This window comes from Pseudomonas sp. REB1044 (assembly GCF_038813925.1).
Taxonomy (GTDB): Bacteria; Pseudomonadota; Gammaproteobacteria; order Pseudomonadales; family Pseudomonadaceae; genus Aquipseudomonas; species Aquipseudomonas boreofloridensis.
Genome location: NZ_CP046139.1, coordinates 3578493 through 3605163, shown reverse-complemented (window position 1 = coordinate 3605163; position 26671 = coordinate 3578493). Strand labels below are relative to the sequence as shown.

The following is a 26671-nucleotide window of genomic DNA, read 5'->3' as shown; positions in this document are numbered from 1 at the left end:
CGGCTTGTAGCTTGTAGCTTGCCGCTTGCAGCTCGCCGCTGCGGCTAGTCGCGAATGGAAAAGTTGGCCATGTGCTCGAGGCCTTTGATCAGCGCCGAGTGGTCCCAGTTGCCGCCGTCCAGGGCCTGGCAGGTGTTGAACACCTGCTGGGCGTTGGCGGTGTTGGGCAGGTTGATGCCCAGCTCCTTGGCGCCCTGCAGGGCCAGGTTGAGGTCTTTCTGGTGCAGGTTGATGCGGAAACCTGGATCGAAGGTGCCCTTGATCATGCGCTCGGCGTGCACCTCGAGAATCTTCGAGGAGGCGAAGCCGCCCATCAGCGCCTCGCGCACCTTGGCCGGGTCGGCGCCGTTCCTGGCTGCGAACAACAAGGCTTCGGCCACCGCCTGGATATTCAGGGCGACGATGATCTGGTTGGCCACCTTGGCGGTCTGGCCGTCGCCGCTGCCGCCGACGCGGGTGATGTTCTTGCCCATGGCCTGGAACAGCGGCAGGGCGCGCTCGAAGGCCTTTTCGCAACCCCCGACCATGATGCTCAGGGTCGCGGCCTTGGCACCGACCTCGCCGCCTGAGACCGGCGCGTCCAGGTAGGCTGCGCCGCTGCGCTCGATCTTCTCGGCGAAAGCCTTGGTGGCGGTGGGCGAAATCGAGCTCATGTCGATCACCACCTTGTTCGGGCCGACGCCCTCGGCGACGCCCTGCTCGCCGAACAGTACCCCCTCGACCTGCGGCGTGTCGGGCACCATGACGATGATGAACTCGGCCTCCTGGGCCACTTCCCTGGGGTTGGCCAGGGCCACCGCGCCGGCGGCGATCAGGTCGGCGGGGCCGCTGAGTGGTGGGTGGAGACGAACAGGCTGTGACCTGCCTTTTGCAGGTTCTGGGCCATGGGCTTGCCCATGATGCCGGTGCCGATGAAGCCGATCTTGGCCATGAGAATGTGCCTCTTTTTATTGGCGTTGTGGGTAGCTGATCGCGGGGCTGCCACGAAACCCTGTGGGAACGGGCTTGCCCCGCGAATGCGTTCGGTCAGGCGATGGAGGTGTCTGTGCGGGCGCTTTCGCGGAACATGCCCGCGCCCACCTGGGTCTTAAGCCAGCCCAGGCCTGCTTCGGTCGTGGTCAGCGGTTTGTACTCAGCGCCCACCCACCCCTGGTAACCGATACGGTCCAGGTGCTCGAACAGGAAGCGGTAGTTGATCTCGCCGGTGCCGGGCTCGTGGCGACCGGGGTTGTCGGCCAGTTGCACGTGGTTGATCAGCGCCAGGTTGGCTTGCAGCGTGCGCGCCAGGTCGCCTTCCATGATCTGCATGTGGTAGATGTCGTATTGCAGGTACAGGTTGGCACTGCCGACTTCGGCCTGGATCTCCAGGGCCTGCGCCGTGGTGTTCAGGTAGAAGCCGGGGATGTCACGGGTGTTGATCATCTCCATGACCAGACGGATACCGGCGGCCTGGAGTTTGTCGGCAGCGTACTGGAGGTTGGCGACGAAGGTCTGGCGCACGCTGGCCTCGTTCGCCGCAGGCGGACGGATGCCGGCCAGGGCGTTGACCTGGGTATTGCCCAGCACCTTGGCGTAGTCGATGGCCTTGTCGACGCCGGCGCGGAATTCCTCGACCCGGTCCGGGTGACAGGCGATGCCGCGCTCGCCGCTGGCCCAGTCGCCGGCGGGCAGGTTGAACAGCACCTGGGTCAGGCCATGGGCCTGCAGCTCACGCTGGATGTCGTGGGCGCTGAAGTCGTAGGGGAACAGGTATTCGACACCGCTGAAGCCCGCGTCGGCGGCGGCCTTGAAGCGGGCCAGGAAGTCCTGTTCGGTGAACAGCATGGACAGGTTGGCGGCAAAGCGCGGCATGGGAGTCTCCTTGCGTGGGCAGGCCCCGCCTGGGCGGGGCGTGGGCAGTCAGTCGAGCAGCGAGAGGGCGGTCGGCGCGTCGTTGCCGACCAGCGCCAGGTCTTCGAATTCGTTGACCGCATTGATCTCGGTGCCCATGGAAATATTGGTCACGCGCTCGAGTATCACCTCGACCACCACCGGTACGCGCAACTGCTGGGCCATTTCCTGCGCCTTGCGCAGGGCCGGGGCGATGTCGTTCGGCTCGAACACCCGCAGTGCCTTGCAGCCCAGGCCCTCGACCACCGCGACGTGGTCCACGCCGTAGTTGCCGGCCTCGGTGGCGTTGATGTTCTCGAAGGCGAGTTGAACACAGTAGTCCATGTCGAAGCCACGCTGGGCCTGGCGGATCAGGCCGAGGTAGGCGTTGTTCACCAGCACGTGGACATAGGGCAGGTTGAACTGCGCGCCCACGGCCAGTTCCTCGATCATGAACTGGAAATCGTAGTCGCCCGACAGCGCCACCACCTGGCGCGCAGGATCGGCCTTGACCACGCCGAGGGCGGCGGGGATGGTCCAGCCCAGCGGGCCGGCCTGGCCGCAGTTGATCCAGTGCCGTGGCTTGTACACATGCAGGAACTGCGCGCCAGCGATCTGCGACAGGCCGATGGTGCTGACATAGCAGGTGTCCTTGCCGAACACCTGGTTCATCTCCTGGTACACCCGCTGCGGCTTGACCGGCACCTGGTCGAAGTGGGTCTTGCGTTGCAGGCTGGCCTTGCGCTGCTGGCAGTCCTGCAACCAGTCCTTGCGGCACTTGAGCTTGCCGGCCGCCTGCCACTCGCGGGCCACCTCGATGAATGCATCGAGCGCCGCGCCGGCATCGGAGACGATCCCCAGGTCTGGGGTGAACACCCGGCCGATCTGGGTGGGCTCGATGTCCACGTGAATGAAGCGGCGGCCCTCGGTGTAGACCTCCACGGAGCCGGTATGGCGGTTGGCCCAGCGGTTGCCGATGCCGAACACCAGGTCGGACTTGAGCAAGGTGGCATTGCCGTAGCGGTGCGAGGTTTGCAGCCCGACCATGCCGACCATCTGCGGGTGATCGTCGGGCAGGCAGCCCCAGCCCATCAAGGTCGGAATCACCGGCACGCCGGTCAGTTCGGCGAATGCCACCAGCTTGTCGCTGGCATCGGCATTGATGATGCCGCCACCGGCCACCAGCAGCGGGCGTTCAGCGTCGTTGAGTAGTGCCAGGGCCTTTTCCGCCTGGATGCGCGTGGCCGAGGGCTTGTGTACCGGCAGCGGTTCGTAGGCCTCGATGTCGAACTCGATCTCGGCCATCTGTACGTCGAACGGCAAATCGATCAGCACCGGGCCGGGGCGGCCGCTGCGCATTTCGTGGAAGGCTTTCTGGAAGGCGTAGGGCACCTGGCCTGGCTCCAGCACGGTGGTCGCCCACTTGGTCACCGGCTTGACGATGCTGGTGATGTCCACCGCCTGGAAGTCTTCCTTGTGCAGGCGCGAGCGCGGCGCCTGGCCGGTGATGCAGAGGATGGGGATGGAGTCGGCCGAGGCACTGTACAGGCCGGTGACCATGTCGGTGCCGGCAGGACCGGAGGTGCCGATGCACACCCCGATGTTGCCGGGGTTGGCGCGGGTATAGCCTTCAGCCATGTGCGAGGCCCCTTCGACATGGCGCGCGAGGACGTGATCGATGCCGCCAACCTTCTTCAGGGCCGAGTACAGCGGGTTGATCGCCGCGCCGGGAATGCCGAAGGCGGTGTCTACGCCTTCCCGGCGCATGACCAGTACGGCGGCATCGATTGCTCTCATTTTGCTCATGTCTTGTGCCTCATTTATTTTGTAATTGTATACAACGCGACTTGCAGACGAGTGTATTCATGGTCTGAGTTCAAGGTCAATGGGTTTTCATCGGATGCTCAGCAGATCGAATCGATGAGTGGGCGTAGCGCTTGATTGGTGCTGCTTTGCAGCCCTGTCGCGACACCAGACCGCTCCCTTATCTACCGTGTGAGCTCAGGTTTTCGGGCAATTTTCGCGGACGGCTGCGGGCTGCAAGAGCGGCATGACGCAGTGTGAACGTGCCGGAGCGCCAGCCTAATTGATCGAAATTATTGTATACAAATATCTATTATTCTGTGTTCTATTGATTCGCCTGCATTCTGGCCCCACACAACAATAAAAGGAGCTCCCATGACTGCACTCACCCTCAACGTCGCCAACACCCTGGTCCACGCCGCGCTGTGCGCTGGACGCCGGATCGACGCGGCCCCTCTCACCGTGGCCGTGCTGGACGCCGGTGGGCATCTGCTGGCCTTGCAGCGCGAGGACGGGCCAGCCTGTTGCGTCCGCAACTGGCCACGGCCAAGGCCTGGGGCGCGGTGGCGCTGGGCAAGGGTTCGCGCCTGCTGGCGCTGGACGCGCAGCAGCGCCCGGCGTTCTTCGCCGCGCTCAACGGACTGGGTGACGGCGCCGTGGTACCGGCGCCGGGAGGCGTGCTGATTCGTGATCAGGCCGGCACGGTGCTGGGCGCGCTGGGCATCAGTGGCGATACCTCGGATGTCGACGAGCAGTGCGCGATCAGTGCGATCGAGTCGCTGGGCTTGCGGGCAGATGCGGGCGCGGCGGTGTGAGCCGGCGGGCAGTGTCGGGCCCTTGGCAGGTGAAGGCCCGAGGGATGTTCACGCAGGCTCCGGCTCGCAACCCTTGAGCACCAGGCGGATGATGGTGTCGGCGGCCGCGTCGTAGTCGCTGTCGCTGAGTTTCGCCTTGCCGGTGACCACGGCGATCTGCCAGTCGAAGTCCGCGTAGGTCTGGGTCGCGGCCCAGATGCTGAACATCAGGTGGTGCGGATCGACCGCAGCGATCTGCCCGCGTTCGATCCAGCGCTGGATGCACTCGATGTTGTGCCGGGCCTGCTCGTTGAGTTGCTCCACCTGCGACGGCGACAGGTGCGGGGCGCCGTGCATGATCTCGCTGGCGAACACCTTGGACGCATGGGCAGGTCGCGGGAGATGCGGATCTTCGAGCGGATGTAGTGGCTGAGCACTTCCTGCGGATCGCCCTCGGCATTGAACGGCGTGGAGGCCTGCATGATCGGTGCGATGATGCTTTCCAGCACCTCGCGGTAGAGGTTTTCCTTGGACTTGAAGTAGTAGTAGACATTCGGCTTGGGCAGCCCGGCCTTGGCCGCGATGTCGCTGGTCTTGGTCGCCGCGAAGCCCTTGTCGGCGAATTCCTCGCTGGCCGCGCGCAGGATCAGTTCCTTGTTGCGCTCGCGAATCGTGCTCATGGTCTGTGGAACTTCCTATGACTGGCCGCCTCTAGGCTTTGTCTGAAAAGCCTTGATACTCGGTGATGCTGCGTTGAAAACCGCCTGGATCGCCAGCCCGGTCGGAATGCTCATTTACAACCTGTAAAGTCGAGCGCGACTCCGACCGTTCCTCGGCGGTTTTCGCCTTGCCTGACCTTCGTCTCAAGACTTTTCAAACAAAGCCTAAGAGCGAGCAGGCATGGTAGCACCGTGCCGCAGAACCGCTCAAGGTAACGGCCTGGGCGGTCTCCGTCGCGTATCATGCACTCGGCAGGCCGGTCGGATGGGCTCGCCGGGGTGCTGGCACGGCACGAATCTATCAAGGGTAAAAGCAATGGCAGGCAGCAGTTTTTTCGCGTTGTTGGATGATATCGCGGCCCTTCTGGACGATATTTCGCTGATGAGCAAGGTGGCGGCGAAGAAGTCCGCCAGCGTGCTCAGCGACGACCTGGCGGTCAATGCCGAGCAGGTCACCGGCATGAAGGCGGACCGGGAATTGCCGGTGGTGTGGGCAGTGTTCAAGGGCTCGCTGAGGAACAAGGCTATTCTGGTGCCGTGCGCGCTGATACTCAGCGCCGTGCTGCCAGCGGCGGTCAAATGGCTGCTCATGGCTGGCGGCCTGTACCTGTGCTACGAGGGCTTTGAGGCGATCAAGGATAAGCTGTCTCGCGACAAGCCCGGCGATGAGGCGCAGGCCAGCAAATCGGTGCCGCGCAGCGCCGAGGCGCTTGCCGAGTACGAACAGCGCAAGATCAAGGGGGCGATCAAGACCGACTTCATCCTCAGCGCCGAAATCATCGTCATCACCTTGAACGTAGTGGCCGAGGCGCCGTTGTACCAGCAGATTCTCACGCTGGTGATCATCGCCCTGTTGATGACGGTCGGTGTCTACGGCCTGGTCGCCGGCATCGTGCGGCTGGATGACGCTGGCTTCGCCCTGGCCAAGTCCAAGGCCCAGGGGCTGTGGGGGCGGTGCGTGAAAAGCGTGGGGCGGGGCCTGGTGGCCGCCGCGCCGATGCTGATGAAGGCGCTGTCCTGGATCGGCACGGTGGCCATGTTCCTGGTGGGCGGCACGTTCATCGCCGAAGGCATTCACCCGTTGGAGCAGGCCCTGGAGTCGCTCGTGGCGGCCAGCGGCGCCTGGGGGCCGGTGGTCAAATATGCCCTGTTCGGCGTGGTCGGTGCGGTGGCCGGCTTCATCACGGCGCTGATCGTCGGCGGCTTTTCGAAACTTCGCCAGCGCCAGGCGGCGTAAACCGTCCGGCGCTGGACGCGGGCTAGCCAGCAGCCCGCGCCACCCTCAGAAGTGCACCTTGACCAGCAGGCTCATGGTGTTCTGGTCGGTGGTGAAGGCATCGCTGTCCTTGATGCCGTACTTGTTGCTCCAGTAGTCGTACTCGATACCCACGTACAACTGTTTTTCACCCATGTGCAGCGCCTTGCCCAGGTCGTACTTCACCTGCGGGTTGAAGTGCAGGTTGGCGTGGTAGCTGCCGCGCCCATTGCGGTCGTTGTCCACCACCCAGTCCATGAAGCCGTCGATCAGCACGTCGGAGGCGCCCACCGGCAGGGTGTAGCCCCACACCGGGGTGATCTGCCAGACATGATCGCCCGGGCGGCTGCCGTCGGTGGTGCGGTGGTAGAAGTTGAGCTGGAAGTAGTCGAAGCCCGGTACGGCCAGGTCGAAGCCGGGGCCGATCAGGTACGACTCGGTATCGCCTTCGCCGAACTCGTAGGTCATGGCCAAGAGCACGTCGGTCACCGGACCGAAGGCCAGCTTCTGATCGAAGATCTTGCCGAACGACAGGCGCGGGGAGATCTCACCGTAATAGGTGTTGGCGCCGTTGTTCCCGTCTTTCTTGCCCTGGTAGAAGATCTTGTCGACGAACAGGAAGTTGTCGCCGTACTTCCAGGAGTCGGCGTGCTCGAAGGTCAGGGTCTGCTGGGTTTCAGGGTTGACCTTGAAGTTCTTGCCCCACAGGTAGGTCAGGCTGTTGTTCTGCCAGTTCAGCAGGTCACCGGCGTGGCTGGTGGCGCAGGCCAGCAGGCCGCCGGCGAGGATCAGGCTGTTGAGAATCCGCATGGTTGAGGTCGCTCCCTTGAGTGGATGTGTGTCAGCGCTCGTGTCGGCGCTTTTTTCTGTCTATTTGGTCAGGTTTGAAACGTGGGCCACAGCTCCCTGGCAAGTGCTGCGCCAACTTTTGCGGGTCGGTCGCAGCCATCCTGCTCGACGGCGTTCTGAACGGATGAAAAAGGGTGCTGCTGGCTGGCACGACATCGACCAACCGCCCGAATTCATTGACTGAGCGGTCAGTAAACGCGGGCAGGATCCGACCTGCCCTGAGCGAGGGGGCGCGCAGATTACTGGCTTGCGCGCCGGGCCTCAAGTGCTCCTTCCTGGAGCGTGCTGTCGCAAAACTGGGCGTTCGGTCAGGTTGTCAGGCGTGACGCGCCATCGCCTGTGCCGAGCGCCCCGGATCGACGGGGTCGGCGCTGCTTCAGTGCCGGTGACACACCCTGGTGTGGGCGGCTCGCTCGGCACCGCCAAGAATGTTGAACAGCAGGTTCAACATCAACGCGCTGAGGGTGGCCATGGCGATGCCACTGTGGGTGATCGGCTCCATCCAAGTCGGCATCTGCGCGAAGAATTCCGGACGCACCACCGGTATCAGGCCCAAGCCTATGCTCACCGCCACCAGCAGTTGATTGCGACGGTCGCTGATGTCCGCTTCCTGCAGAATCTTGATGCCCGTGGCCGTGACCATGCCGAACATGGCAATCGATGCACCGCCCAGTACCGCCGGTGGGATCGACGCAATCAGGAACGCCGCCTTGGGCAGCAAGCTGAGCAGCATCAGCAAGACACCGGCGACCGCCGTGACCGAGCGGCAGCGCACGCCGGTCATCTGCACCAGGCCGATGTTCTGGGCGAAGGAAGAATGGGTGAAGGTGTTGAAGAAACCGGCCACGAACGAAGCGCCGGCATCGCACAACAGGCCGCGCCGCAGCATGCCGGGCGTGACCGGCCGATCGGTGACCTTGCCCAGGGCCAGGAACATGCCGGTGGACTCGACGAAGATGATCACCACCACCAGGCACATCGACAGGATCGGTGCCAGGCTGAAGGTCGGCAGGCCGAAGTGCAGCGGCGTGACCACCTGCAACCATGGCGCCTGGGCCAGGCCCGACAGATCGACCATGCCGATGCAGCCGGCCAGCACGTAGCCCAGGCCCATGCCGACCAGCACCGAGACGTTGACCCAGAAGCCGCGCATGAAGCGGTTGATCAGCAGGATCACCGCGAGCACCAGGCCGGCGACCATGAGGTAGATGGGCGCGCCGAAGCTGTCCGCCTGCTGACCACCACCGGCCCAGTTGACCGCCACCGGGAACAGCGACAGGCCAATGGCGGTGATCACCGTGCCGGTGACCAGCGGCGGGAAGAACCGCACCACCCTGGACATGAACGGCGCGATGAGCAGCCCGAACAGCCCGGCGGCGATGGTCGCGCCGAAGATGCCCTGCAGGCCCACGCCGGGCATGCCGGCCATGGCCACCATGCTGCCGACGGCGGCGAAGCTGGCACCCATCATCACCGGCATGCGGATGCCGACCGGGCCGATGCCCAGCGACTGGATGACGGTCGCGACCCCGGCCACGAGCAGGTCGGCGTTGATCAGGAAGGCGATTTCCTCGCGCGACAGACCTGCGGCCGGGCCGATGATCAGCGGCACGGCGATGGCGCCGCCGTACATCAGCAGCACATGTTGCAGGGCCACCAGGATGAGCTGGGCCAGGGGCAGGGGTTGTCGTGGCGGCGCGACGGGAATGGACGCCTGCGGTGACGTGGACATGCAGCACCTCGAGTGTTGTTCTTATTCTCGGATCCAAGCGGGCGGCGCCCGGCGCCAGGCGCTTCGCATGAAGGCCTGAATGTGCCGGGGGAGCCGAACGCTCGATGCTTGCTTTTGTGTCTGTGGTGCAGCGCAGGCCGGTCGGCTATCGCGACGGGCCTGCGCCAGCCGCTAGTTGACCGGTGCACCCTTGGCGATCCAGTCGCCGACCAGCTTGCGCTCCTCCACGGTCATCTGGGTGATGTTGCCCAGCGGCATGATCTGGCTGGCCACGGCCTGTGCCTGGATGCGCGCGGCCTGGGTCTGGATCTGCTGTGGCGTGTCGAACATCACCCCGGCCGGAGCCGTGCTGAACAGCGGGCTGGTGGGTTTGGACGAATGGCACACGGTGCAGCGTTCCTGGATCACGTGATGGATCGCCTCGAAGTTGCCGGGCTCAGCCTGGGCAGTGGCCTGGGCCGGGGCGGCGGGGGCTGCGGCCGCCTTGGCTGCGGCCTCAGCGCGGTGCTCGGCGGCGGTCTTGCCGCCCACGGCACTGGCCGGCAGCGGCTGGTACTGGATCGGCGCGGCGGCCTGCTCGGGGCTGGCCGGCAGGGGCTTGGGCGCGGTCACGTAGGCCAGGCAGATCATCGCCAGAGCGCCGGCTGGCAGGGTCCAGGCGTACTGGTTGCTGGCATGGCGGGTGTTGAAGTAATGCCGTACCAGCACCGCTGCCACCGCGATCCCGGCCAGGATCAACCAGTTGTACTGGCTGCCGTAGGTGCTCGGAAAATGGTTGCTGATCATGATGAACAGCACCGGCAGGGTGAAGTAGTTGTTGTGCCGCGAACGCAGCAGGCCCTTGGCGGGCAGCAAGGGATCAGGCGTCTGGTTGGCAGCGATCGCCGCGACCAACTGGCGCTGGGCCGGCATGATGATGCGGAACACGTTGCCGACCATGATGGTGCCGATGATCGCCCCGGTGTGCAGGTAGGCGCCGCGTCCGCTGAACACCAGGCTGAAGCCCCAGCAGGCGGCGATGATCAGCACGAACAGCACGCCGCCGAGCAGGGCAGGGCGCTTGCCCAAGGGCGAATCGCAGAGGAAGTCGTAAACGAACCAGCCCGCCACCAGCGAGCCGATGCCGATGGCCACGCCCTCGGCGCCGCTCAGGCTGCTGCCGGGGGCGAGCAGGTAGAGGGTCGGGTTCCAGTAGAACACCACGCAGAGCAAAGCGATGCCCGACATCCAGGTGAAATACGCCTCCCATTTGAACCAGTGCAGGTCATCGGGCATTTTCGGCGGTGCGAGCTTGTACTTCTCCAGGTGGTAGATGCCGCCGCCGTGGATGGCCCACAAGTCGCCCGACAGGCCGTCGCGCGGGTTGCTGCGGTTGAGGTTGTTCTCCAGCCAGACGAAGTAGAACGATGCACCGATCCAGGCCACGCCGGTGATCATGTGAACCCAGCGAATGCTCAGGTTCAGCCATTCGTGAAGATGTGCTTCCACAGTATGTACCTCTGCCGGTCACCGGCAGGCCGTGGACCTGTGATGACCGACCTTCTCTTATTGGTGGGGATCGAGGATCAACATCTGCTCCTCGGGGAAGTAATGCTCGTCGCAGTTGTTGCCGGAACCACTGCGATCAACCACCAGGAAGTCATCCCGCTTTTCGATCGTCAGCACCGGGTGGTGCCAGACGCCGCGATGGTAATTGACGCCCTGCCTGCCGTTGCTACGGAAGGCGCGGACCAGACCTGATACAGGTGCATCGCCAAGTGGCGCGACCACGATCAGAAAGGGGTTGCCCAGCAGCGGCACGAAGGCCTGGCTGCCCAGCGGATGGCGCTCCAGCATGCGGATGGTCAATGGCATCTCCAGGGCATCGGCGCGGAAGATGCTGATGATCGCCCGGTCTTCCGGCTCGGCGGTTTGCACCGTGGCGAGCTTGTGGAAGCGCATGGTCGAGCCGTTGTTGATCATGAAGTGGTCGCTGCCGTCGGTTTCGATCACGTCACCGAAGGGGGCGAAGGCTTCTTTGGTCAGCGGCTCGATCATCAGGGTACGCATGCGGTTTTCTCTTGTAGTCGTTATCGGTCAAGGGGCGAGGCCGTGTTCGGCCAGGTCTCACAATTGCTGCAGACGGAACAGGGCGATCTGGTTGATCTGCGCCAGCGCCTCGCGGAACTCGGCGTCGGCATCGTTATGGATGCGCTGCTCGAAGGCGGCGAGGATCTGGTGCCGGTCGCTGCCTTTGACCGCCATGATGAACGGAAACTGGAATTTTGCCTTGTAGGCGTGATTGAGCTCGGTGAAACGGGCGAATTCCTCGGCCGTGCACAGGTGAATGCCGGCGCCGGCCTGCTCGTGGGTGCTCGACTCGGTCAGCTCGCCACGCACCGCCGCTTTGCCGGCCAGGTCCGGGTGCGCATTGATCAGCGCCAGTTGCTCGGCGTGGCTGGCGGCCAGCAGCACCGCGCTCATGCGCTGGTGCAGGGCCTCGACCTGGTCCAACGCACTGCGCTCGCCCTGGTCGAAGGCCCGCTCGGCCACCCACGGCGAGTGCTCGTAGATGTCGGCGAAGGCGGCGACGAACGCGTCGCGGCTCAGGGTCGAAGGGGTGACGGTGGTGAAGGCGCTCATCGGGCGTTCTCGGGCGTGTAGGGGTGGGTGGCGTGCCAGTGACGGGCGATATCCACGCGCCGGGCGAACCAGACTTGCTCGTGGCTTTTCGCGTAGTCGACGAAGCGCTTGAGCGCAGCCAGGCGCGCCGGACGGCCGACCAGGCGGCAATGCAGGCCGATGGAGAGCATCTTCGGCGCCTCGGCGCCCTCGGCGTAGAGCACGTCGAACGCGTCCTTGAGGTACTGGAAGAACTGCTCGCCGCAGTTGAAGCCCTGCACCTGGGTGAAGCGCATGTCGTTGGTGTCCAGGGTGTAGGGGATCACCAGGTGCGGCTTGTCGGTGGGGGTGTTCTTTTCCCAGTAGGGCAGGTCGTCGTCGTAGGTGTCGCTGTCGTAGAGGAAGCCGCCTTCCTCCATCACCAGGCGCCGGGTGTTGGGGCCGGTCCGGCCGGTGTACCAGCCCAGCGGGCGTTCGCCGGTGATCTCGGTGAGGATGCGGATGGCTTCGAGCATGTGCTCGCGCTCCTGGGCCTCGTCCATGTACTGGTAGTCGATCCAGCGATAGCCGTGGCTGCAGATCTCGTGGCCGGCCTCGACCATGGCGCGAATCACGTCCGGGTGGCGCTGGGCGGCCATGGCCACGGCGAAGATGGTCAGCGGTACGCCGCTGTCCTTGAACAGCCGCAGCAGGCGCCAGACGCCGGCCCGGCTGCCGTATTCGTAGAGCGACTCCATGCTCTGGTTGCGTACGCCTTGCAGCGGTTGCGCCGCTACCATCTCGGAGAGGAAGGCTTCGGACTCCTTGTCGCCATGCAGGATGCAGCGCTCGCCACCTTCTTCGTAGTTGAGCACGAAGGACAAGGCGATGCGGGCGTTGCCCGGCCAGTGTGGGTGAGGAGGCGTGTTGCCGTAGCCGATCATGTCGCGAGGGTAGTCAGCGCTCATGCAGTCTTCCTTATGAACGTAGAGGCTAGGTGCTGACCGCGGCGGGTTGTCGCAGGCACCGGAGTGGGACGATTGTATACAACTTGTTCGGCCATTTGTAAGCCCGATTTGCCGCAATTCTTCGTTTTTGTCGTCCTTGAATATCTGCTCAATACCTTGCAAGAAACTTGCCTAATTGGTCAGGTAATCCGACGAGCCGTGTACCGGCCTTGAGTTTTCCGCCTGACGCCGGCAGATCCAGATGCAGCGGCGCAGATGGAGAGAGTGGCTTACAAAATTGTGTACAATCTGCGATTCGAGTGTCTTAATTGGCTCCGCTCCGGCAAGCGCTTGCCCCGCGCAGGTGCATGCCGTCTATCTTTTGCCCAGGCCAATGACAAGAGGCGATACGCAGATGGGACGTTTGACTACACATGTGCTGGACGCCGCCCACGGCTGTCCGGGAAGCTCGATCCGAGTCGAGCTGTACCGCGTCGAGGGCCAGCAACTGACGCTGGTCAACAGCGCGCTGACCAACAGCGATGGTCGGGTCGATGCACCGTTGCTCGAAGGCGATGCGTACCGCACCGGTGTTTATCAGTTGCAGTTCAGTGCCGGCGACTACTACCGGGCGCGTGGCGTGGCGCTGCCGGACACCGCGTTTCTCGATGTCGTGGTGCTGCGCTTCGGCATCGAGGAAGCTCAGGAGCACTACCACGTGCCGCTGTTGATCTCGCCTTACAGCTATTCGACCTATCGAGGCAGCTAGTGGGTCGCTGAAGAATCTTCGTAGGTCCTTGCCCGCTCTCACACTGGCGGGCTTTTTTCATGTTGTAGCCATTGCCCGAAGCGTCGTCAAAACCCCCTGTCCCGTTTCCTTTCGGTGTGCGCACACGAAGGCCTATCAGCGTTCGCCCCAAAGCAGTGCATGGCGAATTGAAGACCTGTGCCTGCTCTTGTATCCTTCGCTCCTTCTCGCATTGATGCGATCAGTTCTCAAGTGATGGATTACTTGCATGTCCCTTTTTTTCCGTGCGCTGGCTACCGGCCTTGCGTGCCTACCGCTATGGGCCAGTGCTGCGCCCTTCCAGTCACCCGGCGACCGCGACCTGATTCGTGAACGTCAGGAAAACCTTCTGCAAGAGCAGCGCAAGCGCCTTGAGGAACTGCAGCAATTGCCCGGCAAGCAGGCCCCTCAGGCTCCTGTGGCGCCCTCGGAGCAAGGGCGCTGCTTCCAGATCCGCAGCGTCGAGCTGCAAGGTGCGACCCTGCTCAGCGAGCGGCAGCGCCAGGCACTGGTCGAGGGCTATGAAGGCAAGTGCCTGCAGGTCGGCGAGCTCAACGGCCTGCTCAAGCGCATCACCGACCACTACATCGACCGCGGCTACCTGACCACCCGTGCCTACCTGCCGCAGCAGGACCTGGGTTCGGGCATCCTGCAGATCATCATCGTCGAAGGGCGCCTGGAAGGCCTGGACAGCTCGGCGCTCGCCAGCCCACGGGAAATGGCCATGACCTTCCCCGGCCACGTCTCCGAAGTGCTCAACCTGCGCGACATGGAGCAGATGGTCGACCAGCTTGGTCGCTTGCCGTCGCGTCAGGTCCAAGTCGAGCTGGTGCCAGGCCAGGAAGTCGGCGGTAGCCGCGTGCAGCTCAAGGGCCAGCGTGACAAGCCCTGGCGGGTCTCGGCCAGCCGCCACAACAATGGTGATGCCAGCAGCGGCGAGCAACAGATGAACCTGGGCCTGGAGTGGGACAGCCCGTTGGGCCTGGCCGATCAGCTGAGCCTCAGGGGCGGGCGTGATGTGGTCAGCGACCACTGGCGCCATTCCGACAGCCATGGCCTGAACTACAGCCTGCCGTGGGGCTGGTGGACCTTCAACTACAGCTACAACCACAACTACTACCGCACCCGCGACACCTCCAGCGGCTTTCCCTTCAAGCTCGACGGCGACAACAGCGTGCACCAGTTCCAGGCCGAACGTGTGATCCACCGCGACAGCCTGAGCAAGACGGCGGTGAACATCGGCGTGAGCCACCTGCGCGCGCGCAACTACCTTGACGACACCCTGATCGATGTCTCCAGCACCCGCATCACCGAGCGTCAGCTTGGCGTCAACCACGGCCGACGCATCGGCAACGCCTTCGTCAACCTCGATGCCGGCTGGCAGCAGGGCATCGGCGCGCTCGACGCCCAGGGCGCAGGCGACCCCCACGGCAACGAACCGGTGTCGCGCTACAACAAGTACACCCTGACCCTGAGCTACCTGCAGCCGTTCCAGCTGTGGGGCGAACAGTTCAGCTTCGACAGCCTGGCTACCGGCCAGCGCAGCGAGGACGCGCTCTACAGTGCGCAGCGCATCAGTGTCGGCGGGCTGACCTCGGTGCGTGGCTTCAAGGATCAGACCCTCACCGGCGACAGCGGCGGCTACTGGCGCAACCATTTGCGCTGGCGTCGGCCGGTCACCTGGGCAGCCCTGCAGCCCTGGTTGCGCGAATACGGCATGGCGTTCGCCTACGATGCCGGTGTGATCAAGGGCCAGCATGGCAACGGCAAGGACCATGGGCGCCTGAGTGGCAATGCCCTGGAATTCAACGTCCGCGGCCAGTACTTCGCCGCCAGCGCAACCTTTGCCCGTTCGCTGGAGCGGCCCGATGCGGTGACCCGCCGCGAGCACCCGATCTATTTCCGCGTCGACGCCTTCTTCTGAGCGTCGGCCCTACCCATTACCCGTGACATCGCTGCCCCTTGCGGGGCCGCCCGGCAACTGGCCTGAGCTGCGACTGGAGTTTGTTCGACATGGATATCCGCACCCCACTGAACCAGTGCATCGCCCTGATCGTCGCTGGCGTGATGTTCCTCAACCCCATCGTCAGCACGGCTGCACAGCTGACCGTCGATGCAGCGGCCAATGCCAACACCAGCATCAACCAGGCCGGCAACGGGGTGCCGATCGTCAATATCGCCACCCCCAACGGCAGCGGCCTGTCGAGCAACACCTTCCGCGACTACAACGTCGGCAGCAACGGGTTGATCCTCAACAACGCCACCGACAAGACCCAGTCGACTCAACTGGGCGGCATCATCGTCGGCAACCCCAATCTCAGGGGGCAGGCGGCCCAGGTGATCCTCAACCAGGTCACTGGCGGCAACCGCAGTAACCTGCAGGGCTACACCGAGGTGGCCGGGCAGTCGGCACGGGTCATCGTCGCCAACCCCCACGGCATCACCTGCAATGGCTGCGGCTTCATCAACACGCCACGGGCGACTCTCACCACCGGCAAGCCGATCATGGACGGCGAGCGCCTGGACCGCTTCCAGGTCGATGGCGGCGACATCGCCATCGAGGGCGATGCCCTCAACGCCACCAATCTCGACCAGTTCGACCTGATCACCCGCAGTGCCAAGCTCAATACCGAGCTGCATGCCAAGCAACTGAACATCGTCACCGGGCGCAACGACGTCCAGGCCGACACCCTGCAAGCCACCCCGCGTGCCGACGACGGCAGCGAAAAGCCCCTGCTGGCCATCGACAGCTCGGCGCTGGGCGGCATGTACGCCAACACCATCCGCCTGGTCGGCACCGAGCAGGGCGTGGGCGTCAAGCTGGCCGGCAACATGGCCGCCACCACCGGCGATATCCAGGTGGATGCCAACGGCAAGGTGACGCTTGCGCAGACCTCCAGCGCCGGCGACCTGAAGATTGCCGCACAAAGCGCCGAGCTGACCGGCAAGACCTACACCGCCGGCAGCGCCACCGTGCGTGTGCGCGACGATGTGAGCGTTGGTCAGAGCCTCGCCGCCAAGGGCAGCATCAGCGTGCAAGGCGCGCGGATCGACAACCAGGGCATCATCGAAGCCGGCGTGGAGCCAGACAACAGCCGCAACGTCCAGGGCGACGTGAGCCTCAAGGGCCAGACCCTGAGCAACCGCGGTAGCGTGGTCGCCAGCCGCAACCTCGAGATCGACAGCAGCGCCACGCTCGACAACCAGGGTGGCAGCCTCAAGGGCCGCAACACCACGCTGACCGCAGCCCTGCTGGACAACCGCAAAGGCCAGGCGCTGGCCGACGACACCCTGAAAGCCACCGGCGGTGCGATCGACAACCGTGAGCAAGGCCTGCTGCAAGGCAAGGGCCAGGCCGTGGTGGATATCACCGGCAACCTCGACAACCGTGGCGGCCGCGTGGTCGGCCAGGGGGATCTGCAGGTCACCGCCGCCCAGGTGGACAACCGCGCCAACGGCCTGATCGGCAGTGACAAGCAGGCCAGGCTGACCACTCGCGCGCTGCTGGACAACCAGAACGGCGGCAAGCTCAAGGCCGATCGCCTCGACATTACCACCGCCGGGCTGCTCAACAGCGGCGGGCAGTTGCTGGGCGGCGACGTGCTGATCGCCGCCAGCGCTGACATCGACAACCGCCTCGGCCTGATCTCGGCCAAGCGCCTGCTCGACCTCAAGGGCGTGCGCCTGGACAACAGCGGCAAGGGCAACCTGCTCAGCGACGGCACCCTGGCCGTCAACGTGGCCACCCTGAACAACCGCGACAACGGCATGCTGTCGAGCGTCGGCGACCTCTCACTGCATGGCGAACGCCTCGACAACCGTGGCGGCCTGGTGCTTGCTGACCGCTCGTTGACCGTCACCGGCGGGCACTTCGACAACCGCGACAAGGGCGTAGCCACCACCAAGGGCAAGGCCCACATCGAAGTTGCCAGCCTCGCCAACAGCGATGCCGGCCACCTGCAGAGCGATGGCCGCCTCGAGCTGATCGCCGATGAGGTCGACAATCAACGCCTGGGCAACATCACCGCCAAAGGCGATCTCGAAGCCCACCTGGGCACCTTGAACCAGCAGGGCGGCAGGCTGACCAGTCTGGGTAGCTTGCTGCTCACCGCCAATACCATCGACAACCAGAACGGCGGCGGGATCGGCGCGACCAGCCTGGTCGACATCCGCGCTGCGCGCGTGCTCAACCAGCAGGGTGAGATCTCCAGCGCGGGCAAGGTCGTGCTCGACGCCAGCGAGCTGCTGGACAACCAGGCGGGCAAGGTCATTGGCGACCGTGGCCTGACCCTGACCGTCGAGCGCCTGCTGAACCAGAACAAGGGCCTGCTCAGCGGCTACGACAGCCTGAGCCTGAAAGGCACCGAACTGCTCAACAACGGCGGCCGGTTGAGCAGCCACACGCATATCGAGCTGGCCCTGGACGGCCAGTTGGACAACAGCGACGCCGGGCTCATCGTCAGTGACGGCACCCTCACGCTGAACGCCGGGACGCTGCATAACCGCCAGGGCGGCAAGGTTTCGGCAATCGCTGCCATGGGCCTGACCAGCCAAGGGCTGCTGGATAACCAGGGCGGCATTCTGGTGACCGATGCCGGGCTGGTGCTTAACGCCGCCCGCCTGGACAACAGCCAGGGCGGCGCCATCAGCGCAGCTGGCCATGCCCAGTTGCGCAGCGGCGCCATCGACAACAGCGCCCAGGGCAACATCGGTGCCGGCAGCCTGCTGCTGACCGCCACCCAGCTCGACAACAGCGCCCGCGGCCGCATCAGTGCTTCCGGCCAGATCGATGCGACGCTGACTGGCCTCGACCAGCATGACCACGGGCAACTGGTCAGCGGGACCGGCATCGATCTCGACCTGCAGCACGGCCAGCTGGTGAACCGCGACGGTGGCTTGCTGCGCTCGCCAGGCAGCCTGCTGTTGCGCCAGATCGGCGCGGTGGACAACCGCAACGGCGCAGAGATTTCCAGCGACCACGGCTTCAGCCTGGTCGCTGACCGCCTCGACAACCGTGGCGGACGCCTGATCAGCGCCCAGGACCTGACCCTGCGCATCGCCGGTATTCTGGACAACAGCCTCAAGGGCGTGTTGTCGGCTAGCCACGATCTCGACATCGAGGCCGCCAGCCTCGATAACTTCAGTGGCGGCACCCTGGCCAGCGGCAAGGCCCTCAAGGCCGTGATCGACGGCCAACTCGACAACCACGACCAGGGCATCCTCTCCGCCGCCGCAGCGTTGACCGTCACCAGTGCCGGCCTGCTCAACAGCGAGCGTGGCCTGCTGTCGGGCAACACCGGCCTGACCGTCACGACCGGACAATTGGACAACCACCAAGGCGGCCAGCTCATCAGCCAGGCGGCGATGACCGTCACCAGCGATGGCCTCGACAACCGTGGCGGCACCTTGAGCAGCAAGCAGGCCATGACGCTGACCACGGGCGACGTGCGCAACGGCGCCGATGCCCTGCAGCGTGCTGGTCGCATCCACAGCGATGCCGCGTTGACGCTGGTGGCCGGGCAGGTCGATTCCAGCGGCGGCGAGATCTCCGCCAAGGGCGATCTGCTGCTGCGGGTGAGTGCGTTGATCCAGCGCCAGGGGCGTCTGATCGGTGAACAGAAGCTCGACCTCGACCTGAAGGGCGGCGACCTGACCAACCAGGGCGGCCTGATCAGCGCCAATGGCCCGCTGAACATCCAGCGCCTGGGCAAGCTCGACAACAGCGCTGGCGAAATCACCAGCCAGCAGTCCTTCAGCCTGCTGGCCAAGCGCATCGACAACCAGCAGGGCCGCATTCTCAGCGACGGCCGACTGAGCGTCGAGGCGGCGCAGTTGGACAACAGCACCAAGGGCCTGATTTCTGGCGTGCAGGGCCTGCTGGTCACGGGCAGCGACCTGAACAACAGCAGCGAAGGCACGTTGTCCAGCAAGGACGGCGACCTTACCGTGACGCTGGCCGGAACCCTCGACAACCGTGACCAGGGTGCTTTGGTCAGCAAGGGCAGCCAGCAGATCACGGCGGCCAGCCTGGACAACCGCAAGGGCATCGTCTCCTCCGAACAGGCGATCACCCTCAGCGTCGGCGACCGGCTCGACAACAGCGGCGGCCTCATTTACGCCACGGGTGACCTGACGCTCGATCAGGACAGCACCGTCATCGACAACCAGGGCGGGCAGATCAACGGCCAGGCGATCAGCATCGCAGGCCAGCGTCTGGAAAACGCCAAGGGCCAGCTCATCAGCCGCGCGGCGCTCGACCTGACCTTGACCGATGCGCTGCTCAATACGGACGGTGCGCGCCTGGTCAGTGGCGCCGACCTGCTGCTCAAGGCCGCGCGTGTCGACAACCAAGGCGGCAAGCTGATCAGTCATGGGTTGCTGCATGTCGATTCGGGCACGCTGGACAACAGCCACGGCGGCAACCTCGCCAGCCAGCAGAACCTGGTGCTGCGCCTGAGCGGCGATCTGCTCAACGGCAACGATGGCCTGTTGTTCAGCGAGCACGGCAAGCTCGATATCCATGCCGTAGCTCTCGACAACCAGGCCGGCACGCTCAAGAGCCAGGGCGATATCGACGTGCGTCTGGACAAGCGCCTGGACAACCGCGGCGGTCGCCTGGAGAGCCAGGCGGGTAACCTCGAGCTGCACGCGGCGAGCCTCGACAACAGCGGCAATGGCATGCTCAGCGCGGCCAAAGGCCTGTTCAAGGGTGTCTTCAGCGACCTGTTCGACAACGCTGGCGGTACCACGCAGGCGCAGTCCGTGGACATCGCAGCCGATGCCAAGGTGAACAACCAGGGCGGCTACCTTTCGGCCCAGGGCGGTGACGGCAAGATCGTCACGGCTGAGCTCGACAACCGCGGCGGCGGGCTGTACGCCGCCGGATTGCTGCAGGTGCAGGGCCAGCAACTGTTCAACCAGAGCGGCAAGATCGGCGCCGGACGCATCGACTTTGGCCTGAGCGGCGCGCTTTACAACAGCCTCGGCCAGTTGGAAAGCGAGAGCGAGCTGCAACTGCGTGCCAGCGAACTCGACAACCGCACCGGCAACCTGCGCGCCCTGGGCAAGACCGGCACCAGTCGATTGATCGTGGCGGGCAACCTGCTCAACGACAACGGTGTGCTGGCCACCGCCAACCAGGACCTCGACCTGCAGATCGGTGGCCTGAGCAACAGCGGCGGGCAACTGCTGCACACCGGCCAGGGCAGCTTCGGCCTGGCCTCCGACAAGGTCACCCAGGCTGGCGGCGTGCTGCATACCGATGGCCTGCTGAGCATCGCTGCTGCCAGCTGGACCAACAGCAGCGTGCTGCAGGCCCGGCGTCTGGAGCTGGACATCGGTCGTTTCGTCCAGACCGCCAGCGGCAAGCTGCTGGCCGTCGAGAGCCTCAAGGGCCGAGGCGGCGACTGGACCAACCATGGCCTGCTGGCCAGCGATGGCAGCCTGCAACTGGATCTGACCGGCAACTATGACGGCAATGGCCGCCTGAGCAGCCTTGGCGCACTGACGCTGGGCGCCAACGATATCCGCCTGTCCAGTACCGCCAGCCTCGCCGGTGGCGCCGACACCGTGGTGACCGCGCGCAACCTGCTGAGCAACGACGGTCGCCTGACCGCCCTGGGCGGCCTGACGGTGACGGCCGCCAGCCTCGAAAACCGCGGCACCCTGGGTGGCGCTGCGGCGGTGAAGCTGGCCGCCAACAGCCTGAGCAACCAGCGCGGCCTGGTGTTCAGCGGCAACGACCTGACCTTGCGCGTCGGCAGCCTGAGCAACTATTACGGCGATATCTACAGCCTTGGTGGCCTCGACCTTGCCGGCAACGCCGCTGCCCGCGCGGTGCTGCTGGACAACATCTCCGGCAGCGTGGAAAGCGCCGGCAACATGACCCTGGCGGTGGACACGCTGCTCAACCGCAAGGAATTCCTGAGTTCGACCAAGAAACTGGTCGCCGGCAACGTCAACGTCTATTCCGACGACCGCTGCAAGGGCAAGGGCTGCGAGCTGTACTTCTCGGCAACCGAAAGCTGGGAAGACGTCATCGACCGCGATACCCCCACCGCCTTCATCACCACTGGTAGCAAGCTGACCTTCGCCGGTGACGCATTCCGCAACCACTACAGCAGTGTTTCGGCGGCGGGTGATATCGCCATCAACACGGCGGTGTTCGAGAACAAGGGTGCCGGTGGAGGCGAGCAGCGCAACCTCACCGCGAGTATGTATACCCGTGATCGCGGCCAGTACAACGCGTTCATCCAGGCCAAGAACCAGTTCAACCAGAACCCCGGCTCGCTGACCCTCGACCAGGTCATGGCCGCTGCGGGGTATCCGCAGTACAGCATCTACGACGTCATCGACAACAGGACGCCGATCGCTGGCGCCGTGGTTGCCCCGGCGGTCGTGCAGTCGGCTGGCGCCGTGACCATCAACGCCACCCAGCGCATCGACAACAGCGTGGTGCGGGTCAATCAGGTCGGCGCCGGCGCCATCGCGGCCCGAGGCGATGCCACGGCCGATCCGCGCCAGGTCCAGACCCAGGTACGTGCGCTCAACCCGCAGTTGCCGCCCGACCTCGACCAGCGCCAGGTCAATCCGGTCACGCTGCCCAGCTTCAGCCTGCCGCAAGGCAGCAACGGCCTGTTCCGCATCAGCACCCAGACCGGCCGGGCGGCAATCAGCGGCGATGCCCTGGGCGCCAGCGCCGACCATACCCAAGCAGGCAGTGGCACCTTCATCTCGCCGCTGGCCAGCACCACCAATGCCGACAACCGTGCGGCGCAGACGCTGTCCGCCCAAGGCTCGGCTGCTGCCCAAGGCGCCGTCAGCGGCGCCGGTGTAGCACTGGATGGCCTGGCAGCGGGTGTTCGACTGGTCCAGGGCGTCCCTGAGCGCAGCGTGCCGAGCACCTCGCACAAGTACCTGGTGGAGACCAACCCGGCCCTGACCGATCTCAAGCAGTTCCTGAGCTCCGACTACCTGCTCGGCCAGCTCGACGTCAATCCCGACCAGGCCATCAAGCGCCTGGGCGACGGCCTCTACGAACAACGCCTGATCCGCGAAGCCGTAGTAGCTCGCACCGGCCAGCGCTACATCGACGGCATGACCAGCGACGAGACGTTGTTCCGCTACCTGATGGACAACGCCATCGCCAGCAAGGACAAGCTGTCGCTGAGCGTAGGCGTGTCGCTCAGCGCCGAGCAGGTCGCCGCCCTGACCCACGACATCGTCTGGATGGAGCAGGTCGAAGTCAACGGCGAGAAGGTGCTGGCCCCGGTGCTGTACCTGGCCCACGCCAACGGCCGCGTCGCCCCCAACGGCGCGCTGATTCAAGGCCGTGACGTCAACCTGATCAGCGGCGGCGACCTGGTCAACGTCGGCACCCTGCGTGCCACCAACCACCTCGCCGCCAGCGCCACCAACATCAGCAACAGCGGGCTGATCGAAGCGGGCGGGCGCCTGGACATGCTGGCCACCGACTCGATCCGCAACGCCCAGGGCGGGATCATCGCCGGTCGTGAAGTGAGCCTGACCGCGCTGACCGGCGACGTGATCAACGAACGCAGCGTCACCCGCCTGGAAGGCCGGGCCGGTGGCGAGCAGGTGACCAAGGACCTGGTCGACAGCGCTGCACGCATCGAGGCGGCGAACGACCTGACCATCACCGCCGGGCGGGATATCGGCAGCGTGGGCGGGGTGGTCAAGGCGGGTGGCGATATCAGGCTGGATGCCGGTCGCGACCTGTCCATCGTCAGCCAGGAAGGCGTCGACAGCCACGAATATCAACGCCGCCGTGTCAGCGGCCACGACACCAGCATCACCCAGTACGGCAGCGAGATCAGCGCAGGCGGCAACCTCACCGCCACGGCCGGCCAGGACCTGAGCATCGTCGCCAGCGAAGTCGAGGCACGCCGCGACCTGGCCCTGCAGGCCGGCCGCGACGTGACCCTGGCTGCTGCGGCGAACGAGGAGCACAGCTACGCCAAGGGCAAGAAGGGCAAGACCAAGTACGAGCGGCAGGAGGATGACGTCGAGCAGCAGTCTGCCGTGGTGAAGGCCGGCGGCGACCTGGCCATCGACGCCGGGCGTGACCTGCGCCTGGTGGCGAGCAAAGTCAGCGCCGGCGAGGAAGCCTACCTGGTGGCGGGTGACAAGCTGGAACTGCTGGCGGCCAACGACAGCCAGTACTCGCTGTACGACATGAGCAAGAAAGGCGGCTGGGGCAGCAAGCAGACCCAGCGCGACGAAGTCACCGACGTCAAGGCGGTGGGCAGCGAAGTCAGCAGCGGTGGTGACCTGATGCTCAAGAGCGGTGGCGATCAGTTGTACCAGGGGGCGAAGCTCGCCTCGGGTAATGACCTGACCATCGATAGTGGCGGCGCGGTGACGTTCGAGGCGGTCAAGGACCTGCATCAGGAGAGTCACGAGAAGAGCAAGGGTGACCTGGCCTGGACCAGCATGAAGGGCAAGGGCAACACCGACGAGACTGTGCGTCAGAGCCAGTTGACGGCCAACGGTGACGTGCTGATCAAGGCGGTTGATGGCTTGAAGGTCGACGTCAAGCATATCGATCAGGCCAGCATCAGCCAGAGCATCGATGCCATGGTGGCGGCTGATCCGCAGTTGGCGTGGCTGAAAGAGGTCGAAAAGCGCGGAGATGTGGACTGGCGGCAAGTGAAGGAGGTGCATGACTCCTTCAAGTACAGCCATTCCGGACTAGGCGCAGGCGCGCAGATGGTTATCGCGATCCTGATTGCCTATTTCACTGCAGGTGCGGCCAGTGGATTGGTGGCCAGCGGAGCGTCGACCGCCGGCGCTTCTACGGTGGCCACCTCGGCCGGAGGCATGTGGGCAGCTGGGGCCGGTGCATCCTTGCAGGGTATTGGCTGGGCCAACGCAGCGGTAACCGCAGGTGTGATGGGGATGACCAGCAATGCCGCCATCAGCACCATCAACAACAAGGGCAACCTGAGCCTGGTACTCAAGGACGTGACCTCCAAGGATGCGCTGCGTGGGTATGCGGTGTCGGGCATCACCGCTGGTTTGACAACAGGATTGTTCGAAGGCTGGACAGGAACGGAGACAGACGTTGCTGGCGCTGGCGGTGCGACCGGGGCCGTGGTCAATACCACAACGGTTTTGCCACCAGGCGGGCTATCCAGCGTGGGGGGAATTGGCCGGTTTGCTGGCAACCAGATGCTGCAGAACGGGACATCTGCAGTGCTGGATCGAGCACTCGGCGGTAACAGCTCATTCAGCGAGGCACTGCGTAATAGCTTGGTCAACACATTTGCGGCGGCAGGCTTCAAGTGGGTTGGCGACATCAGTGCGGAGAACAAGCTTGATCTGAAGGACGGCGGAATCCCCAAGGTTGCTTTGCATGCCCTCATGGGCGGTCTTGCAGCGGAAGCCTCCGGTGGAGACTTCAGAATGGGTGCGCTGTCAGCGGGTGTGAACGAAGCTGTGGTGGGGCTACTGGCTGATCAGTACACCAAGATCCCGAAAGAGGATAAGAACCGGCTGTTGGTGATGAACTCGCAGCTCATCGGTGTTTTGACCGCTGCCGCTGCCGGGGGAGACGCCAAGGATCTTCAAACTGGATCTTGGGTTGCGGGCAGTGCGACTTCCTACAACCGTCTCTTGCATGACGCTGAGAAAAAGGCCCTCACGACCGAGGCTGCGGAGTTGCAGAAGCGGCTGGGTAAACCAGGGACGGATCTTTCTTGGGAAGACTTGTTGTTGGTGGCTGCCAACGCTCAAGTGGATGAGACGGAGAGTAAGCGGCTGTTGCTGCTTCTGAAAATGTATGACCCAACAAAACCTGAAGGGCAGCATTTTGTTGAAAGTCTGAAGATCGCCCGACAGAGCATCTCCAGATTAGCGGCGCAGGACATTGTCCTGACCTGGAAAGACGGCAGCCCCATCACGGCCGATGGGGATGAGGTCAAGGCGTTCCAGTCCACAGGAAAGCAGTTCCAGGATCACGGATTGTTCAATACCGATTCGAAATGGACGCAGGCATCAGGCAACAGCTGGGCGGGCGATGTTGATATGGTGCCCGAGGCATGGAAGCGGCAGTTTGGCGAGAAGAATGCCGCAATCTACATGCGTGAGATTGGGCAGGTATCGAGTAGCCCGGCTGAAATGAAGGACCTCGCGGAGCGCATCTCGGTCATCGCCACAGGTGGTGTGCAGGATGTAACGGTGGATCTGGATATCGCGTTGGCGATGACGGGCGTGCCTGCTGTAATGCGTGCGTTGCTGGCCAAGCGCATTAGTGCGGCCATGGCTGAGGTGGGAGGAGCGGCTGGGAAGGAGGGGCTGGTTGATGCTGGGGGGGCGTCGGCAGGGAAGGGTACTGGTGGTGGGCTGAGTGGTGTTATGCCGGAGGGCTCGGTAAGCTCTGGTACAAAAGCGACAGGCGAAGCTGCTCAGATCCCAGGCCGAGTGCAGTCTCGTGTGAACATTGCCAATGGTCGTACGGAAACGACCCCTCTTCGTGATAACGGCAATCCCGTATCTGCGGGTTTCGACCACGTTCTAGATGGGCATTTCAATAGAGAAATCTCCAACTCGCGCTCGGTGTTTACTATTGCTCCGGATGAGCTGAAAGGGATCCTGCAGAGTAGTACTGTTGTGAAGTCTCCGGTTGTTGCGCTGCCAGATGGCCAATTTGTAAGAACGGTTGATGTTGGTCGGGCTATTGGCACTACTACATTGAAGGATGGTGGTGTTCCTACTTCTGTGATAAAGGTATTCACCGATAAAGCAGGAAACTTAATTACAACTTTTCCAGTTAAGGTGGGAAGCTGATGCGTACTCTCCCCGTAAAAATATGGAATGAATTCCAGTCGGCAGTGGCGACTCTGAGTGATGAGGCACCTTCGAGGGAGGTTCTTGAGGTAATACTATTTTGGATAAGGAGTAACTATAAGCATCTGGCCGGTGAGCCATTTTCGGTCTATGGGTTTGAAGACTTGGCAAAGGTAGATGAGAGGGGGGCTCCAGTTGAGTTCTCTTCCTTTAAAGTTAGTGATTTAATTAATTTCAAAGGTGTTATTTTGAAGCGTCAGGCTAGAGATGTAGACGCGATAGCTAGATTTTTACGCGATACAGTTGAGGAGTTGGCAGCTGTTGAATTTGATGAGCAATGTCCCAAGTGTGAATCTGAAGGAATGCGCGTTTTTATAGGTAAGCATAATGGATTGTTGGCTTATCAGTGCAATGTTTGCGGGTATTCCCATTATTCAGATGGATCTCGGGTTGAGAGTGGTGGTTTAGAGTTTGCGAGTGGAGCGCAGTTGCGAGAGTTTGGCCTGATTTAGTGGTGCAAAGGGAGCGA

13 protein-coding genes and 3 pseudogenes are annotated in these 26671 nt (G+C 63.9%); 6 read left to right on the top strand and 10 right to left on the bottom strand.

Annotation, left to right across the window (positions count from 1 at the left end):
• Positions 1–44 precede the first annotated feature (44 nt).
• From GKC70_RS16435 to gcl, 3 genes and pseudogenes are all read right to left on the bottom strand, one after another.
• A pseudogene (locus GKC70_RS16435) lies at positions 45–931 on the bottom strand (2-hydroxy-3-oxopropionate reductase).
• A gap of 95 nt (positions 932–1026) precedes the next feature.
• On the bottom strand, positions 1027–1851 hold the full coding sequence (gene hyi, locus GKC70_RS16430; RefSeq protein WP_342649300.1) for a hydroxypyruvate isomerase: 825 nt from the start codon (positions 1849–1851) through the stop codon (positions 1027–1029).
• A gap of 48 nt (positions 1852–1899) precedes the next feature.
• Positions 1900–3675 carry a glyoxylate carboligase gene (gene gcl / locus GKC70_RS16425; RefSeq protein WP_304484530.1) on the bottom strand — a complete coding sequence of 592 codons (1776 nt, stop codon included), beginning with the start codon at positions 3673–3675 and terminating at the stop codon, positions 1900–1902.
• 372 nt (positions 3676–4047) lie between these two features.
• On the opposite strand from gcl, the pseudogene GKC70_RS16420 reads away from it, so the two are divergent.
• Positions 4048–4487, top strand: a pseudogene (locus GKC70_RS16420) (heme-binding protein).
• A 48-nt stretch (positions 4488–4535) separates the two neighbouring features.
• Here GKC70_RS16420 and GKC70_RS16415 read toward each other — a convergent pair.
• A pseudogene (locus GKC70_RS16415) lies at positions 4536–5146 on the bottom strand (TetR/AcrR family transcriptional regulator).
• 355 nt (positions 5147–5501) lie between these two features.
• Between GKC70_RS16415 and GKC70_RS16410 the strand changes: the two are divergent.
• Positions 5502–6422 carry a DUF808 domain-containing protein gene (locus GKC70_RS16410; RefSeq protein WP_039576474.1) on the top strand — a complete coding sequence of 307 codons (921 nt, stop codon included), beginning with the start codon at positions 5502–5504 and terminating at the stop codon, positions 6420–6422.
• A gap of 45 nt (positions 6423–6467) precedes the next feature.
• Here GKC70_RS16410 and GKC70_RS16405 read toward each other — a convergent pair whose 3' ends face one another.
• The 6 genes from GKC70_RS16405 to puuE all read right to left on the bottom strand — a co-directional run bounded on the left by GKC70_RS16405 (position 6468) and on the right by puuE (position 12569).
• On the bottom strand, positions 6468–7250 hold the full coding sequence (locus GKC70_RS16405; protein ID WP_039576476.1) for an outer membrane protein OmpK: 783 nt from the start codon (positions 7248–7250) through the stop codon (positions 6468–6470).
• 415 nt (positions 7251–7665) lie between these two features.
• Complete coding sequence (locus GKC70_RS16400; protein WP_342649299.1) at positions 7666–9021, bottom strand: nucleobase:cation symporter-2 family protein; 1356 nt, start codon at positions 9019–9021, stop codon at positions 7666–7668.
• Between the two features lie 171 nt (positions 9022–9192).
• Positions 9193–10509, bottom strand: a complete 1317-nt coding sequence (locus tag GKC70_RS16395) for a urate hydroxylase PuuD (protein ID WP_342649298.1) — start codon at positions 10507–10509, stop codon at positions 9193–9195.
• A gap of 57 nt (positions 10510–10566) precedes the next feature.
• A complete protein-coding gene (locus tag GKC70_RS16390) occupies positions 10567–11070 on the bottom strand; it encodes an ureidoglycolate lyase (protein WP_029613865.1) in 504 nt (167 codons plus the stop codon).
• Between the two features lie 57 nt (positions 11071–11127).
• Positions 11128–11643: a 2-oxo-4-hydroxy-4-carboxy-5-ureidoimidazoline decarboxylase gene (uraD, locus tag GKC70_RS16385; protein ID WP_342649297.1), complete on the bottom strand. Its 516-nt coding sequence runs from the start codon at positions 11641–11643 to the stop codon at positions 11128–11130.
• The gene (puuE, locus tag GKC70_RS16380) at positions 11640–12569 is read right to left on the bottom strand and encodes an allantoinase PuuE (protein WP_039576487.1); all 930 of its coding nucleotides are present in this window, start codon (positions 12567–12569) and stop codon (positions 11640–11642) included. The genes uraD and puuE overlap by 4 nt, the downstream gene beginning before the upstream one ends.
• 394 nt (positions 12570–12963) lie before the next feature.
• Between puuE and uraH the strand changes: the two genes are divergently transcribed.
• The 4 genes from uraH (at position 12964) to GKC70_RS16360 (ending at position 26654) form a co-directional block, all read left to right on the top strand.
• Complete coding sequence (gene uraH, locus GKC70_RS16375) at positions 12964–13317, top strand: hydroxyisourate hydrolase (RefSeq protein ID WP_295483738.1); 354 nt, start codon at positions 12964–12966, stop codon at positions 13315–13317.
• Between the two features lie 247 nt (positions 13318–13564).
• Positions 13565–15259 carry a ShlB/FhaC/HecB family hemolysin secretion/activation protein gene (locus tag GKC70_RS16370; RefSeq protein ID WP_342649296.1) on the top strand — a complete coding sequence of 565 codons (1695 nt, stop codon included), beginning with the start codon at positions 13565–13567 and terminating at the stop codon, positions 15257–15259.
• Positions 15260–15348: 89 nt separating this feature from the next.
• The gene (locus GKC70_RS16365) at positions 15349–26142 is read left to right on the top strand and encodes a DUF637 domain-containing protein (protein WP_342649295.1); all 10794 of its coding nucleotides are present in this window, start codon (positions 15349–15351) and stop codon (positions 26140–26142) included.
• Positions 26142–26654 (top strand): hypothetical protein, encoded by a 513-nt coding sequence (locus GKC70_RS16360; RefSeq protein WP_342649294.1) that lies wholly within the window; start codon positions 26142–26144, stop codon positions 26652–26654. Before GKC70_RS16365 ends, GKC70_RS16360 begins: the two co-directional genes overlap by 1 nt.
• The last annotated feature ends 17 nt before the right edge of the window (positions 26655–26671 follow it).

Bases quoted from the DNA above. Each gene is read 5' to 3' on its own strand.
- uraD (WP_342649297.1), bottom strand. From the start codon at position 11,643: ATGAGCGCCTTCACCACCGTCACCCCTTCGACCCTGAGCCGCGACGCG.
- GKC70_RS16360 (WP_342649294.1), top strand. From the start codon at position 26,142: ATGCGTACTCTCCCCGTAAAAATATGGAATGAATTCCAGTCGGCAGTG.
- GKC70_RS16410 (WP_039576474.1), top strand. From the start codon at position 5,502: ATGGCAGGCAGCAGTTTTTTCGCGTTGTTGGATGATATCGCGGCCCTT.
- uraH (WP_295483738.1), top strand. From the start codon at position 12,964: ATGGGACGTTTGACTACACATGTGCTGGACGCCGCCCACGGCTGTCCG.
- GKC70_RS16400 (WP_342649299.1), bottom strand. From the start codon at position 9,021: ATGTCCACGTCACCGCAGGCGTCCATTCCCGTCGCGCCGCCACGACAA.
- GKC70_RS16390 (WP_029613865.1), bottom strand. From the start codon at position 11,070: ATGCGTACCCTGATGATCGAGCCGCTGACCAAAGAAGCCTTCGCCCCC.
- puuE (WP_039576487.1), bottom strand. From the start codon at position 12,569: ATGAGCGCTGACTACCCTCGCGACATGATCGGCTACGGCAACACGCCT.
- GKC70_RS16365 (WP_342649295.1), top strand. From the start codon at position 15,349: ATGGATATCCGCACCCCACTGAACCAGTGCATCGCCCTGATCGTCGCT.
- gcl (WP_304484530.1), bottom strand. From the start codon at position 3,675: ATGAGCAAAATGAGAGCAATCGATGCCGCCGTACTGGTCATGCGCCGG.
- GKC70_RS16370 (WP_342649296.1), top strand. From the start codon at position 13,565: ATGTCCCTTTTTTTCCGTGCGCTGGCTACCGGCCTTGCGTGCCTACCG.
- hyi (WP_342649300.1), bottom strand. From the start codon at position 1,851: ATGCCGCGCTTTGCCGCCAACCTGTCCATGCTGTTCACCGAACAGGAC.
- GKC70_RS16405 (WP_039576476.1), bottom strand. From the start codon at position 7,250: ATGCGGATTCTCAACAGCCTGATCCTCGCCGGCGGCCTGCTGGCCTGC.